Raw genomic sequence first — 13,792 nt, forward strand, 5'->3', positions numbered from 1 at the left:
CACACCGCGCGGTTCCGCTCACGCGGAGTGGAGGTCGTCCAGGTCCTCCTCGTCGAAGACGGAGCTGACGTCGAAGCGGCAGACGACACGCTCCGGGTCCGCCTGGTCGAAGGGAGTGCTGAGCCATTCGCCGGGCTCGGGGAGTTCATCGGCGGCGGCGACCCACAGGGTGGAGTCGCCCTCCTCCAGGCCGAACTCCTTGTGCCGCGACGCGATCTCGTCCGGCTCGAACTCGCCGAACAGCACCCCCAGCGCGGCGTGCACACTCGCCCCCACGACCGCCGCGGAGGTGTCGTCCGCGTTCTCGTCCCGGTCGAGATCCGCGATCCGCTGGGCCTGTGCGAGCAGACGCTGAGGCTCCACGACGGCGTAGTCGCGTCGGATGAGAACACTCAGCGCGTTCGGTTCGTCCGGACCCGTGTACGGCGGCATCGAGTCGTCCGCGCCGGGGATCTCGAAGGGGGTGACCTCGTCATAGCGGTCGTACAGCCGCTCGTCGTACGCCTCGGCCGCGGCGGCAAGGGCGTTGAAGGCCGCGTACACCGCCGGGTCGTCCTCTCCCGTGCGGCGTTCGACCGCTTCGAGGTGGCGGTCCAGCGCGGCTTTGACCGCCTCGGCGGCGGCGCGGACCTCGGCAGCCGTGGGCTGCGCAGGAGCGGATGCATCAGACATAGTGCAGACGCTATCCGTAGTCGGCCCGTGCCCGCACAATAGATGCGATGCCGGAATACGAATTTGTCGACGTGTACGTGCCTCGCGGGGTCTCCCGCAAGGAGGCCACCCGTCTGCTGACCGACCATGCCGAATACGGACACTGGGAGTTGGACAGGCTGACTCTCCGCCGTGACGGCAGCCGCCGCGTACGGCTCCGCCGTCGCATCATCCGTCAGGTGCGCGCCACTTGGTGACTGTCTGCTGCACGAAGGACGGAGCGGGCCCGCGTTTGCGGGTCCGCTCCGTCGTGTCATCACATCATCACACAGAGGCACGGGCCTTGCGGTAGAGGAGCGCTCCGCCGAGCAGCAGGCCGGCGGCCGAGGATGCCCCCAGGCCGAGCGAGCCGGCGCCGGTCCGGGCGAGCTCCTCGGTGGCCTTGGGCGGTGTGACGGTGTTGGCACCCGGCGTGTTCGGGGTGGTGGGCTCGACCGGCGTACCCGGCTCACCGGGCTGGACGGGCGTCCCGGGCTCTCCGGGTTCACCCGGCTCATTCGGCTCGTTCGGCTCGTTCGGCTCGTTCGGCTCGTTCGGCTCGTTCGGCTCGTTCGGCTCACCGGGGTCACCGGGGTCACCGGGGTTTCCGCCGCCGTCGCCGTTGCCGCACTCGTTGCCGAGCGCGCCGTTGCCGAGCCCGCCGATCGTCACGCTGTTGCCGCAGGCGTTCACGGGCACATGGACGGGCGCCTGAACGGTGTTGCCGGAGCCGACACCGGGAGAGTTCGACGTGGCACCCTCGGTGTGGGCGCCGCCCTCGCCGGCGCCCTCCGAGGTGTCGGCGCAGCCGTTGCCGAACGCGGGGTTCAGCGCGCCGATGACGTTGACGGTGTTGCCGCAGACGTTCACCGGGACGTGGACCGGCACCTGGACCGTGTTCCCGGAGAGCACGCCCGGGGAGTCGGAGGCGCCGCCGTGGGCCCCCGCGCCGCCGTGCGCATGTGCGTAGCCGCTGCCGAGGACGAGCACGCCGCCCGCGGCCGCCACGGTGATCAGGCCTTTGCGCGTGACCTGTCGCATAGCTGGTTCCTGCCTTCTGACGTCCGGACTGCCCGGGCACCGTGCCCGGGAGCGGGGTGAATGCGGGCGGCCCCGGAGCGCACGGCGCGCACTCCGGGGCCGCCGGGTCAATCCCTCACAGGGGCGAGACGCAACGTCAGTCGTTGACGCAGACGTTGCCGAAGGCCGGGTTCAGCAGACCGATCACGGAGATCGTGTTGCCACAGACGTTCACCGGCACATGGACGGGCACCTGCACGACGTTGCCCGAGAGCACGCCAGGGGAGTTCACGGCGGCACCCTGGGCACCCGAGTCGGCGACGGCCATGCCCGCACCCGCGAGAACCAGACCACCGGTGGCAGCCGCAGCAGCGACGACCTTCTTGATCATTATTCCTCCTAGTTGGCAATGCGATCCCAACTGCGGACCGCACACCTGTAACGAGGAGGGGCTAATGGAGCTACTAGCGTATGAGCCCATTCACCCTTTTCAGTCATATGCGCACGCGCGGACGAATGCCGCCGTACCGCTTCCGCGCGACGGGCCCACCCCGCCCGCGCCGAGGGACGCAGCACGGCCCCCCGCAGTGCGGCGGAGCCCTGACCCCGGCCCTCGGCGGGCCTGCTCCTCGACGGCTCAGCTCGCGTCGAGGAAGCGGTCCAGCACCCGAACGCCGAACTTCAGGCCGTCCACCGGCACGCGCTCGTCCACCCCGTGGAACATCCCGGCGAAGTCCAGCTCCGGCGGCAGTTTCAGCGGCGCGAAACCGAAGCAGCGGATGCCGAGGTCGTCGAAGGACTTGGCGTCGGTGCCGCCGGAGAGCATGTACGGCACGGCCCGGGCGATCGGGTCCTCGGCACGCAGCGCCGACTGCATGGCGTCCACGAGGTCGCCGTCGAAGCTCGTCTCCAGCGCCTTGTCGGCGTGGACGTCCTCGCGGCGGACCCGGGGGCCGAGGATCCGGTCGAGGTCGGCGAGGAACTCCTCCTCGTAGCCGGGCAGGAAGCGCCCGTCCACGTGAGCGGTCGCCTGTCCCGGGATGACGTTCACCTTGTAGCCGGCGCCCAGCATGGTGGGCGCGGCGGAGTTGCGGAGCGTGGCCCCGATCATCTTGGCGATGCCGCCGAGCTTGGCGAGGGTCGCCTCCATGTCCTCCGGGTCGAGCGGGGTGCCCAGCGCGTCCGACAGCTCGTCCAGGAAGGACCGCACGGTCTTGGTCACCCGCACCGGCCAGGTGTGGCGGCCGAGCCGGCCGACCGCCTCGCAGAGCTCGGTGATGGCGTTGTCGTGGTTCGTCATGGAGCCGTGCCCGGCGGTGCCCTCGACCGTGAGCCGCATCCAGTGCATGCCCTTCTGGGCCGTCTCGACGAGGTAGAGCCGCAGGTTCTCGTTGACGGTGAAGGAGAAGCCGCCGACCTCGCCGATCGCCTCGGTGACCCCCTCGAAGAGATCGGGGTGGTGGTCGACGAGGTGCCGGGCGCCGTACGTGCCGCCCGCCTCCTCGTCCGCGAGGAACGCCAGCACCACGTCGCGCGGGGGCCGGCGGCCGCTGCGCAGCCGGTCGCGCACGACGGCGAGGGTCATCGCGTCCATGTCCTTCATGTCCACCGCACCCCGGCCCCAGACGCAGCCGTCGGCGATCTCCCCGGAGAAGGGGTGGTGGGTCCAGTCGTCGGCGCTGGCCGGAACGACGTCGGTGTGGCCGTGGATGAGCAGTGCCGGGCGGGAGGGGTCCTCACCCTCGATCCGGGCCACCGCGGAGGCCCTGCCCGGGTGCGACTCGATGATCCTGGGTTCCAGACCGACCTCGGCGAGCTTCTCCGCCACGTACTCGGCGGCCGCCCGCTCGCCCGGGCCCGAGTGGTCGCCGTAGTTGCTGGTGTCGATCCGGATCAGATCGCGACAGAGGTCGACGACCTCGTCCTCGCCGGAGACCTTCCGGGCGGTGTCCGTCTCGCTCACGCTGATTCCTCCCGCTGTCGCTCTGCTGGTCCCCCACATCCTCCCCCTCCCGGAGCCGCGCCCCAAGGGCGGCCGCCCGCCGACACACGCCCGTCGCAGGCGGCGGCCCGGCCCCGGTTGCCGGGGACGGGGGCGTGATCGAGCACCCCCCGAATGTTTGCTATGGTTTTCCACGTCGGAACGGCCCAGGGCCGGGAGACGGACACCTTGTCCGGGTGGCGGAATGGCAGACGCGCTAGCTTGAGGTGCTAGTGCCCTTTATCGGGCGTGGGGGTTCAAGTCCCCCCTCGGACACCATCAGAGAACCCCAGCTGAGCTGGGGTTTTTTGTTTGTGTCGAGCCGGCGTACCGGTCGGTGCGGGGATGAGGTGAGGAGCTGTGGGACGCGGACGGCGGACGGCGCCGGCGGCCCCGCTGCCGCAGCGGGACGGGATCGACCCGGTGCGGCTGCGGTTTCCCGAGGACCCGGACGGCGCCTGGCCCACGGTGCGGGACCATCTCGTGCACCGGTTCGCCGGGGCGGTCGGCGCCGGGCGGGTGGACGCCATGCTGCGGGACGGGCGCTTCGTCGGCACGGACGGCCCGGTCGCCGCGGACGAGCCGTACACCGCCGGGAGGTACGTGTGGTTCCACCGCGACTTCGCGCCCGAGACGCCGGTACCGTTCGAGATCGGGATCGTCCACCGCGACGAACGGGTGGTGATCGCCGACAAGCCGCACTTCCTGGCGACGACACCGCGCGGCAGCCACGTCACGGAGACCGCGCTGGCCCGGCTGCGGCGCGATCTGGGGCTGCCCGGGCTCCAGCCGGCGCACCGGCTGGACCGGCTCACCGCAGGGCTCGTGCTGTTCGTCGTGCGGCCCGGCGACCGCGGCGCCTACCAGACGCTGTTCCGCGATCGCCGGGTGCACAAGGAGTACGAGGCGGTGGCTCCGTACGACCCGGAGGTCGCCCTGCCCGTGACCGTACGCAGCCGCATCGAGAAGGAACGCGGGGTGCCCGCGGCGCGGGAGGTTCCGGGCGAGCCCGACAGCGAGAGCCGGATCGAGCTGCTGGAGCGGAGAGGAGGGCTGGGCCGGTACCGGCTGCTGCCGACCACCGGCCGTACCCATCAGCTGCGGGTGCACATGAGCGGTCTGGGGCTGCCGATCCTGAACGACCCGCTGTACCCCACGGTGCTCCCGACCGAGGGGCCGGAGGACTTCTCGCGTCCGCTCCAACTGCTCGCACGGACACTGGAGTTCACCGACCCCGTCACCGGGGAGCCGCGCCGGTTCACCAGCCGTCGGCGGCTCGCTCAGTGGCCGCGGTCGATCCACTCCTGAAGGTGCGGCGCCTCGACGCCGATCGTGGTCGTCCCTCCGTGGCCGGGGCGGACCAGTGTCTCCGGTGGAAGCGTCAGGAGCCGGTCCCGGACCGAGTCGATGATCGTCGGGAAGTCGGAGAACGACCGGCCCGTCGCTCCCGGGCCGCCCTGGAACAGGGTGTCGCCGGTGAGGACGGTGACCAGTTCGGGAGCGTGGAGACAGATCGCGCCGGGCGCGTGGCCGGGGGTGTGCAGGACGGTCAGTGCGGTGCCGGCGACGGTCAGGGTCTGCCCGTCGGCGAGTTCGCCGTCGGGAGCCCGGCCGGGATGGGTCTGCTTCCACAGGGGGAGGTCGTCCGGGTGCAGCAGGACCGGCGCGCCGGTGGCCTCGGCGAGCGCCGGGGCCGCATCGATGTGGTCGTTGTGCGCGTGGGTGCAGACGACGGCGCGCAGCGCCCGGCCGCCGAGGGCGGCGAGGATCGCGTCGGCGTCGTGGGCCGCGTCGACGACGATCGCCTCCTCGTCGTCGCCGACGATCCAGACGTTGTTGTCGACCTCCCAGGTGCCGCCGTCGAGGGAGAAGGTGCCGGAGGTGACCAGGTGGTCGATGCGGGCGGTCACAGGACCACAACCGAGCGCAGCACGTCGCCCGCGTGCATCCGGGCGAAGGCCTTCTCCACGTCGCCGAGTCCGATGGTCTCCGTGACGAAGGCGTCGAGGTCGATCCGGCCCTGGAGGTGCAGGTCGACGAGCGTGGGGAAGTCGCGGGAGGGCAGACAGTCCCCGTACCAGGAGGACTTGAGCGCGCCACCCCGGCCGAAGACGTCGAGGAGCGGCAGTTCCAGCTTCATGTCGGGAGTGGGGACGCCGACGAGGACGACGGTGCCGGCGAGGTCGCGGGCGTAGAACGCCTGCCGGTACGTCTCGGGCCGGCCGACCGCGTCGATCACGACGTCCGCGCCGAAGCCGTCCGTCAGCTCGCGGATGGCTTCCACAGGGTCCCCGGTAAGGGAGTTGACGGTGTGGGTCGCGCCCATCGTCCTGACGGTCTCCAGCTTCCGGTCGTCGACGTCGACGGCGATGATCCGGGTCGCCCCGGCCAGTCGTGCGCCCACGACCGCCCCGTCGCCGACACCGCCGCAGCCGATGACCGCCACGGAGTCCCCCCGGCCCACCTGGCCGGTGTTGACGGCGGCGCCGATGCCGGCCATCACGCCGCAGCCGAGCAGGCCCGCGGCGGCCGGGGAGATCGCCGGGTCCACCTTGGTGCACTGGCCGGCGGCGACGAGGGTCTTCTCGGCGAACGCGCCGATACCCAGGGCGGGCGACAGTTCGGTGCCGTCCGTGAGGGTCATCCTCTGCCGGGCGTTGTGGGTGTCGAAGCAGTACCAGGGGCGTCCTCGCCGGCAGGCGCGGCAGTGGCCGCACACGGCCCGCCAGTTGAGGATCACGTAGTCGCCCGGTTCGACCTCGGTCACACCGTCGCCGACCGACTCGACGACGCCGGCCGCCTCGTGGCCGAGGAGGAACGGGAAGTCGTCGTTGATCCCGCCCTGCTTGTAGTGCAGATCGGTGTGGCAGACCCCGCAGGCCTGCACCTTCACCACGGCTTCCCCGGGTCCCGGGTCGGGGACGACGATCGTCTCGACCCGTACCGGTTCGTTCTTCCCGGGTGCGACCACACCTTGCACCTGCTGCGGCATTGCTGGACCTGCCCTTCCTCGCGCAGTGACGTCACCACCCACTATGGCGTGCGCAGGGGTTGGTCCGTGCGCGCCGGGTGCCGAAAGGCACCTGCTCGTGCGGAACGCGGGTGACCGGCACTCGGGGCGGTCCGGATCGGCGGGAGACCCGGGGACCCGGACCGCCGCCGGCGCGCTCCCGGGCAACGGCGAGGTCCCCGCCGGTTCCGGCGGGGACCTCGTCCGGGTGGTGCGGCGCGCGGCGGCCGGAAAAGTCAGACGGACCGGCGCTCTGCGGCGATGCGCCGGACCCGGTTGCGGACCGTGAACCAGCCGCCGACGAGGGCGAGCGCGATCAGCGGCAGGCAGTTGACGGTGGTGCGGCTGATCCCGCCGTCCATCCACATCAGGACCAGGACGGAGGCGAGGAAGACCAGCGTGACGATCTGCGTCCAGGGGGCCCATGGCAGCCGGTATGCCGGGCGGGCGAGCCGGCCTTCCCTGGAGCGGTTCACGAAGAGCAGCGAGCAGACCATGATCATGCCCCAGGTACCGATGATGCCGATCGAGGCGAAGTTCAGCACCAGTTCGAAGGCGTCGCCGGGCATCACGTAGTTCAGGAAGACGCCGAGGATGCCGAAGCCCGCGGTGAGCAGGATGCCGCCGTAGGGGACGCCGCCCTTGTTCATCACGCCGGTGAACCTCGGTGCGGAACCCGAGATCGACATCGAGCGGAGGATCCGGCCGGTGGAGTAGAGGCCGGAGTTCAGGCTGGACAGCGCGGCGGTGAGCACGACGAGGTTCATGATGCTCGCGGCGCCGGGGATGCCGAGCTTGTTGAGGACCGTGACGAAGGGGCTCTGGTCGCCGGTGAAGGCCGTGTACGGCAGCAGCAGGGAGAGCAGCACCACGGAGCCGACGTAGAACAGGGCGACGCGCCACATGATCGAGTTGATCGCCTTCGGCATGACCTTCTCGGGGTTCTCGGTCTCACCGGCGGCGACGCCGCACAGCTCGACGGAGGCGTAGGCGAAGACGACGCCCTGGATGAGCAGCAGCATGGGCATGACGCCGCTCGGGAAGATGCCGCCGTTGTCCGTGATGGTGGACAGGCCAGGGGTGTGGCCGCCGACGTCGTGCTGGGTGACGACGAGGAAGATGCCGATGAGCATGAAGAGCACCAGTGCGCCGACCTTGATGATCGCGAACCAGAACTCCATCTCGCCGAAGTACTTCACCGAGATCAGGTTGGCGGTGAGGACGACGGCGAGGGCGATCAGCGCGAGCACCCACTGCGGGACGCCGCTGAACGCCGACCAGTAGTGGGCGAACACCGCGGCCGCGGTGATGTCCGCGATGGCGGTCGTCGACCAGTTGAGGAAGTACAGCCAGCCCGCGGTGTAGGCGCCCTTCTCGCCCATGAACTCACGGGCGTAGGAGACGAAGGCGCCGGAGGAGGGCCGGTAGAGGACCAGCTCGCCGAGCGCGCGGACGACGAGGAACGCGAAGACGCCGCAGAGTGCGTACGCGATGAAGAGCGACGGGCCGGCGCCGGCCATCCGGCCACCCGCGCCGAGGAAGAGGCCCGTACCGATGGCACCGCCGATGGCGATCATGTTGATGTGCCGCGACTTGAGGTCCTTGCGGTACCCGGCGTCTCCGGCGTCCACGTGGGGGACGCCGGTGGCCGGGGTGCCGGCGACGGGCGTATCGGCCGCAGTCATGGTGCGGTCACTCATGCAGGTGTTCGCCTTCGTGAGGGGGGTGTGCGGTACCGGAACTACTCCGGCGGCCTTCCTGCGGTGCGGAGGTGGGTCGCCGCGGCAAGGCAGGGCGGGCGCAGACGGCCCGACACCACATGATCATGGTAATCCTGGGATATTGACAGCCACCAACCCAACTCAGGCATAAATCTGAGGTACTTCAGAGGTTCGACAAGGTGATTCACGGGTGCGCCGCCTCATCGAGGCGTGGCGGGCCGCCTCATGGAGCGAGCACGTCCAGCTCCTGGAGGGCCCCGGCGGCGATCTCCCGGGTCAGCCGTTCGGCATGCTCGGCGTCGCCTTCGCGAACGGCTTCGGCGACCTGGACATGGAGGGTGACGGCGGCCGGGTCCGGGTCCGGGTCCTCGAACATCACCTGGTGGTGGGTGCGTCCGGTGAGCGCCTCGGCCACGACGTCGCCGAGGCGGGCGAACATCTCGTTGCCGGAGGCGTTGGGCACGATCCGGTGGAACGCGAATTCGTGCTTGAGGTGACCCTCCGGCTGATGGCCGCGGGAGGCGGCGACCATGCCGAGGGCGCACTCGGTGAGCGCGGCGCACTGCTCGGCGGTGGCATGGCGGGCGGCGAGCCCCGCGGCGACCGGCTCGATCGCGGAGCGGAGCACGGTCAACGAGCGCAACCGGCGGGGCCGGTCGGCGCCGGCGAGCCGCCAGCGGATGACGCGCGGATCGTAGACGTTCCACTCGTCGGCCGGCCGGACGGTCACCCCGACGCGCCGCCGGGACTCGACGAGGCGCATCGACTCCAGGACCCGGACCACTGCACGGACCACGGTGCGCGAGACGTCGAAGCGCTGGGCCACCGCGTCCGTACGCAACACGCCGGCGGGCGGGTACTCGCCCGCGGTGATCGCCAGGCCGAGGCTGTCCAGAACGTGCACGTGCAGCCGTGGCCCTCTGCGGTCATGACCCGAGGGTTCGGGGACACATCCGGCGAGAAAGTATGACGTTCACATCTCCGAGTCTTGAATACGCACGTCGCACTTGATGGGTTTCAGTAGCGCACGGCCCGGCGTCCGACCGACGTCCGGGCCGATGTCGACGAGGACAGCGAGGCAGCTATGAGCACCCCCCACGTCGTCGTGGTGATGGGCGTGGCAGGGACCGGCAAGACCACCATCGGTCCCCTGCTCGCCGAGGCACTGGGCGTTCCCTACGCCGAGGGCGACGACTTCCATCCCGCGGGCAACATCGCCAAGATGTCCGCCGGCATCCCGCTGGACGACGCCGACCGCGGGCCCTGGCTGGACGCCATCGGCCGCTGGGCGCACGGCAGGGCCGGGCTCGGCGGTGTCGTCAGTTGCTCCGCGCTCAAGCGGACCTATCGGGACCGGCTGCGGACCGCCGCACCGGACGTCGAGTTCCTCCATCTGACCGGCGACCGCGCGCTGATCGAACGCCGAATGGCCGAGCGCAAGGGCCACTTCATGCCCACCGCGCTGCTCGACTCGCAGTTCGCCACCGTGCAGCCACTGCAGGGCGACGAGGCCGGCGTCGCCGTCGACGTCTCCGGCTCCCCCCAGGAAATCACCGAGCGGGCCGTCACCGCGCTGCGCCGGCTCGAGGACTAACGAAACACCGTGACCCGTCCCAGCGTCGAGATGCCGGCAGCGGACGCCACCGAACCGATGTCCGCGGCGGGCGACGCACAACTCGGCATGGCGGTACTCGCCGGCATCGCCGTCATCGTCGTGCTCATCACCCGCTCGCACTGCACGCCTTCCTGGCGCTGACCACCGGCTCACCAGTGCTGTGCCCTTCGCCGGCGCTCCGCCGGACAAGACCATCGTGTCGTTCACCACCGGACCGGGCACCACCGTCGCCGGTGTCGGCGTGCTGATCCCGCCGGGAGCGATCCTCGGCAAGCTGCTCGCCGACTCCGGCGGCGCGGACCGGATCGTCGACACGATCCCCGCGAGGGCCGGCGGCAGGGCGATGCCGTGGGCGATGGTCCTGATCGGCTCGGTCGTCGGCCTGCCCCTGTTCTTCGAGGTCGGCATCGTCCTGCTGATCCCCGTGGTGCTGATGCTCGCCAGGCGCGGCAACAACTCGCTGATGCGGATCGGCATCCCGGCCCTCGCCGGACTCTCCGTGAGGCTGGTGGAGGAGTACTTCGGGATGAACGTCGGCCGGACGGTGAACCCCTGGTCGGTGATGGAGACCGTCATCCCGGTCGTCGGCATCGTCCTCGTGCTGCTGCTGTCCCTCGTGCCGTAGCCGCGGTCAGTCCCGGTCGGGGTCCCACAGCGGGTGCTCCCGGCGGGCCCACCGGCGCTCGACCGACCCGGAACGCATGCCACGGCGTGCCTCCGGGTCGGCGAGCGCCATCCTGACGTGCCCGATCAGCACGACTCCGATGGTGAGCGCCAGCCAGTCGTGGACGAACGTCGCGCCGTTGCGCCAGACCAGCGGGGCGAGATGCGTGAACCACATCAGCAGCCCCGTGCCCAGCATCACCAGCACCGCGCCCGCGATCCACGCCGCGTACAGCTTCTGCCCGGCGTTGAACTTCCCGGCAGGGCGCTCCCCGGGACCCCGCCGGCGGCGGAGCGCGGCCCGCAGCCAGGTGCGGTCGTGCGGCCCGAAGCGGTTCAGCCGCCGCAGGTCCTTCCGGAACGCGCGGGAGCCCAGACCCAGCAGGAACGGCACCGGGAGCAGCAGCCCCGACCACTCGTGCAGGGTCACCACGAGTGCGCGCCGGCCGACGAGTTCGGCGAGCGCGGGCACGTAGAGACAGGCGGCCGTGGTGACGCACAGCAGCATCAGCGCAGCCGTGGCGCGGTGCACCAGGCGCTCGGCGGTGCCGAACCTCCTGACGCGGGCGGAGGGTTCAGGCGGTGGGGGCGTCGTCGCGGCCGTTCGACCGGCCGACCCAGGCGTCGATGTCATAGCCTCGCTCCTCCCAGTACCCGGGGCGCACGTCACGGGTCAGGGAGATCCCGGAGAGCCATTTCGCGGACTTGTAGAAGTACATGGGCGCGACGTACAGCCGTACCGGGCCGCCGTGCGCGTGGGAGAGCGGTTCGTCCTGCATCCGCAGGCAGACGAGGACGTCGGAGCGGCGGGCCTGGTCGAGGGTCAGGCTCTCGCTGTACGCGCCGTCGAAGCAGGTGAACCGGACCGCCCGGGCCTCCGGCCGCACGCCGACGGCGTCCAGCAGTTCCGACAGCCGGACGCCCTCGAACGGGGTGTCGGGGACGCGCCAGCCCGTCACGCACTGGACGTCGCGCACGAGGCGGGTCTGCGGCAGCCTGCGCAGGGCGGCGAGGGTGAACCCGGCGGGGCGCTCGACCAGTCCGCCGACGGTGAGCCGGTAGTCGGCGGCCGTCCTGCGGGGCACGGACGCGGCGACCGAGTAGTAGCGGAAGCCGCCGCCGCCCGGCAGCAGGCCGGTGAGCTTGGTCGGGTCCTTGTCGGCGACCGACCCGAGGACGGCGTCAAGGCCGCGCTGGAGCCAGGGCGCGGCGGCGACGCCGGCGGCGCCGAGGCCGAGCACCGTGAGGACCGTGCGCCGGCCGACGGGCGCACCCTCCGAGTCCGGGTCCCGGTCCGGCTCCGGCTCCGGCTCCGGCTCCGGCTCCGGCTCCGGCTCCGGGGCAGCCGACGCGCCCGGGGCGGTGGGCGTGCCCGGCTCCGCGGGGGTGCCCGGGGCCGGCGACGGCGGGTCGGAGGGCGCCGGACCCGGGGGCGGGGTGGTTTCGTTCACCCTTGGATTCGAGCACCCGCGGCCGCCGGGATCCAGCGGCCGCGGGCATCCGTCAGAATTCCGTCACACCTGGGCGCCGGGCGCCGGCTCCGTCCCGGCGGCCTGCTCCAGCCGGAAGGCCTCGTTGCCGAGCCCGATCCGGGCGTGCACCTCGGGCCGTACGGACTTCAGGACCACGCCGTAGACCAGCCCCCCGACCAGGGAGCCGCCGATGATGCCGGGCAGGACCCAGCTCAGCGCGGAACCGGGGCCGGCGCCGATCAGGACGTCGAAGTCCTTCACCGTGTAGACGGCGATCGCGAGGAGAGCGAGTCCCGCGAGCCCGGAGCAGACGAGCCGCCAGGCCAGCGGGCCGGCGGCGCCGCGGCGGACGAAGAAGGCGATCACGGCGAAGGAGGCAGCCGCCATCAGCAGGATCACCCCGAGGGCCCCGATGTTGCCCATCCAGGTGAACAGGCGCAGCACCGGAGTGGTCGGGTCGCCCGCGGGCATGGCGTCGGTGGCGGCGAAGGCGGCGATCACCGCGACGGAGACGACGGACTGGAGCACCGATCCGGTGGCGGGGGCGCCGCTCGCGCGGCTCGTCCGGCCGAAGCCGGCGGGCAGCAGGCCCTCCCTGCCCATGGCGAACGCGTACCGAGCGACGACGTTGTGGAAGCTGAGCAGCGCCGCGAACATGCCGGTCAGGAAGAGGACGTGCAGCACATCGGTGAAGGTGGCGCCGAGCCGGCTGCGGGTGAGGGAGAACAGCAGGCCGGGGCCCTGTTCGGCCGCCTCGCGGGTGACGGCGCCGGGTCCGGTGGCGACGGTGAGCGCCCACGCGCTGAGCGCGAGGAACAGCGCGGCGTAGCCGACGGCGAGGAACATCACGCGTGAGACGACGACCTGGGGACGGCTGGTCTCCTCCGCGTACACCGGGGACTGCTCGAAGCCGACGAACGCCGCGATGCAGAAGCAGAGGGCGGTGCCGAGACCCGCGCCGGCGAGGGTGCCGGGGTCGAAGGCGCTCAGGGAGAGCCCCTCGGGGCCGGGGTCGGCGACGGCGGCGACGTCGAAGACGACGACGAGGGCGCACTCGACCACCAGGAGAACGCCGAGCACCCTGGCGTTGAGGTCGATCTTCAGCCAGCCCAGGACGGCGACGACGGCGGCGGCGGCGAGCGCGGGCACCCACCAGGCGACGGTCACGTCGAGGTGGGCGGCGAGCAGCCCCGAGACCTCGAAGCCGAGGATGCCGTAGATGCCGACCTGCATCGCGCTGTACGCGACGAGGGCGACGAGCGCGGCCCCGGCGCCCGAGGTGGGGCCGAGGCCGCGGGCTATGTAGGCGTAGAAGGCGCCCGCGTTGTGGACGTGGCGGCTCATCTCGGCGTAGCCGACGCTGAACAGCATCAGGACGACGCCGAGGACGACGTACAGCAGGGGCTGGCCCACGATGCCCATCACGCCGTAGACGGTGGGCATGACCCCGGCCACCACCATCAACGGTGCGCTGGCCGCGAGGACCGAGAGCAGCAGGCCCGCGGTCCCGAGCCGGCCGGCGCGCAGCGCCCGTTCCTGGCCCTTGTAGGTATTGATCTCGCTCGTGCTGGTGGCGCTCGTGCTGGTGCTCGAACTGGCCGGCGGCATGGCGGGGCGGTC

The 13,792-nt window shown here is 71.5% G+C and carries 14 protein-coding genes, 1 tRNA gene and 1 pseudogene; 5 read left to right on the forward strand and 11 right to left on the reverse strand.

Going from position 1 to position 13,792, the window contains the following annotated elements; genetic code table 11:
* Nucleotides 1–18: 18 nt before the first annotated feature.
* On the reverse strand, nt 19–672 hold the full coding sequence (locus tag QMZ92_RS01710; RefSeq protein WP_283295411.1) for a hypothetical protein: 654 nt from the start codon (nt 670–672) through the stop codon (nt 19–21).
* Nucleotides 673–719: 47 nt separating this feature from the next.
* Between QMZ92_RS01710 and QMZ92_RS01715 the strand changes: the two genes are divergently transcribed.
* On the forward strand, nt 720–908 hold the full coding sequence (locus QMZ92_RS01715; RefSeq protein WP_137990344.1) for a DUF5703 family protein: 189 nt from the start codon (nt 720–722) through the stop codon (nt 906–908).
* 67 nt (nt 909–975) lie between these two features.
* Here the strand turns inward: QMZ92_RS01715 and QMZ92_RS01720 are convergent, their stop codons facing one another.
* The 3 genes from QMZ92_RS01720 to QMZ92_RS01730 form a co-directional block, all read right to left on the reverse strand.
* Nucleotides 976–1,731, reverse strand: a complete 756-nt coding sequence (locus QMZ92_RS01720; protein ID WP_283295412.1) for a chaplin — start codon at nt 1,729–1,731, stop codon at nt 976–978.
* A gap of 136 nt (nt 1,732–1,867) precedes the next feature.
* On the reverse strand, nt 1,868–2,101 hold the full coding sequence (gene chpH, locus QMZ92_RS01725; protein ID WP_093657249.1) for a chaplin ChpH: 234 nt from the start codon (nt 2,099–2,101) through the stop codon (nt 1,868–1,870).
* A gap of 246 nt (nt 2,102–2,347) precedes the next feature.
* Complete coding sequence (locus tag QMZ92_RS01730; protein ID WP_283295413.1) at nt 2,348–3,673, reverse strand: M20/M25/M40 family metallo-hydrolase; 1,326 nt, start codon at nt 3,671–3,673, stop codon at nt 2,348–2,350.
* Nucleotides 3,674–3,882: 209 nt separating this feature from the next.
* Between QMZ92_RS01730 and QMZ92_RS01735 the strand changes: the two genes are divergently transcribed.
* A tRNA-Leu gene (locus QMZ92_RS01735) sits at nt 3,883–3,970 on the forward strand.
* Nucleotides 3,971–4,051: 81 nt separating this feature from the next.
* Nucleotides 4,052–4,999, forward strand: a complete 948-nt coding sequence (locus QMZ92_RS01740) for an RluA family pseudouridine synthase (RefSeq protein WP_283295414.1) — start codon at nt 4,052–4,054, stop codon at nt 4,997–4,999.
* Here the strand turns inward: QMZ92_RS01740 and QMZ92_RS01745 are convergent.
* The 4 genes from QMZ92_RS01745 to QMZ92_RS01760 all read right to left on the reverse strand — a co-directional run bounded on the left by QMZ92_RS01745 (nt 4,972) and on the right by QMZ92_RS01760 (nt 9,332).
* Entirely contained in the window at nt 4,972–5,601 is a 630-nt protein-coding gene (locus QMZ92_RS01745; RefSeq protein WP_283295415.1) for an MBL fold metallo-hydrolase, read from the reverse strand. The two genes, QMZ92_RS01740 and QMZ92_RS01745, sit on opposite strands and share 28 nt — an antisense overlap.
* On the reverse strand, nt 5,598–6,683 hold the full coding sequence (locus QMZ92_RS01750) for an S-(hydroxymethyl)mycothiol dehydrogenase (RefSeq protein ID WP_283295416.1): 1,086 nt from the start codon (nt 6,681–6,683) through the stop codon (nt 5,598–5,600). The genes QMZ92_RS01745 and QMZ92_RS01750 overlap by 4 nt, the downstream gene beginning before the upstream one ends.
* A gap of 254 nt (nt 6,684–6,937) precedes the next feature.
* Nucleotides 6,938–8,401 (reverse strand): amino acid permease, encoded by a 1,464-nt coding sequence (locus tag QMZ92_RS01755; RefSeq protein ID WP_283295417.1) that lies wholly within the window; start codon nt 8,399–8,401, stop codon nt 6,938–6,940.
* 244 nt (nt 8,402–8,645) lie between these two features.
* Entirely contained in the window at nt 8,646–9,332 is a 687-nt protein-coding gene (locus tag QMZ92_RS01760) for a FadR/GntR family transcriptional regulator (protein ID WP_283295529.1), read from the reverse strand.
* 174 nt (nt 9,333–9,506) lie between these two features.
* Here QMZ92_RS01760 and QMZ92_RS01765 point away from each other — a divergent pair, with 174 nt between their 5' ends.
* Complete coding sequence (locus tag QMZ92_RS01765) at nt 9,507–10,016, forward strand: gluconokinase (RefSeq protein WP_283295418.1); 510 nt, start codon at nt 9,507–9,509, stop codon at nt 10,014–10,016.
* A 9-nt stretch (nt 10,017–10,025) separates the two neighbouring features.
* A pseudogene (locus tag QMZ92_RS01770) lies at nt 10,026–10,641 on the forward strand (GntT/GntP/DsdX family permease); the annotation flags it as partial.
* Nucleotides 10,642–10,668: 27 nt separating this feature from the next.
* On the opposite strand, the gene QMZ92_RS01775 reads toward QMZ92_RS01770, so the two are convergent.
* The 3 genes from QMZ92_RS01775 to QMZ92_RS01785 all read right to left on the reverse strand — a co-directional run bounded on the left by QMZ92_RS01775 (nt 10,669) and on the right by QMZ92_RS01785 (nt 13,780).
* Nucleotides 10,669–11,334: a cytochrome b/b6 domain-containing protein gene (locus QMZ92_RS01775; RefSeq protein WP_283295419.1), complete on the reverse strand. Its 666-nt coding sequence runs from the start codon at nt 11,332–11,334 to the stop codon at nt 10,669–10,671.
* A complete protein-coding gene (locus tag QMZ92_RS01780; protein ID WP_283295420.1) occupies nt 11,276–12,151 on the reverse strand; it encodes a molybdopterin-dependent oxidoreductase in 876 nt (291 codons plus the stop codon). The genes QMZ92_RS01775 and QMZ92_RS01780 overlap by 59 nt, the downstream gene beginning before the upstream one ends.
* A gap of 63 nt (nt 12,152–12,214) precedes the next feature.
* Nucleotides 12,215–13,780, reverse strand: coding sequence for an APC family permease (locus QMZ92_RS01785; RefSeq protein ID WP_283295421.1), 1,566 nt, complete (start codon nt 13,778–13,780; stop codon nt 12,215–12,217).
* Nucleotides 13,781–13,792 lie beyond the last annotated feature (12 nt).

This window comes from Streptomyces sp. HNM0645, from assembly GCF_030056615.1.
In the GTDB taxonomy this organism is placed as follows: domain Bacteria; phylum Actinomycetota; class Actinomycetes; order Streptomycetales; family Streptomycetaceae; genus Streptomyces; species Streptomyces marianii.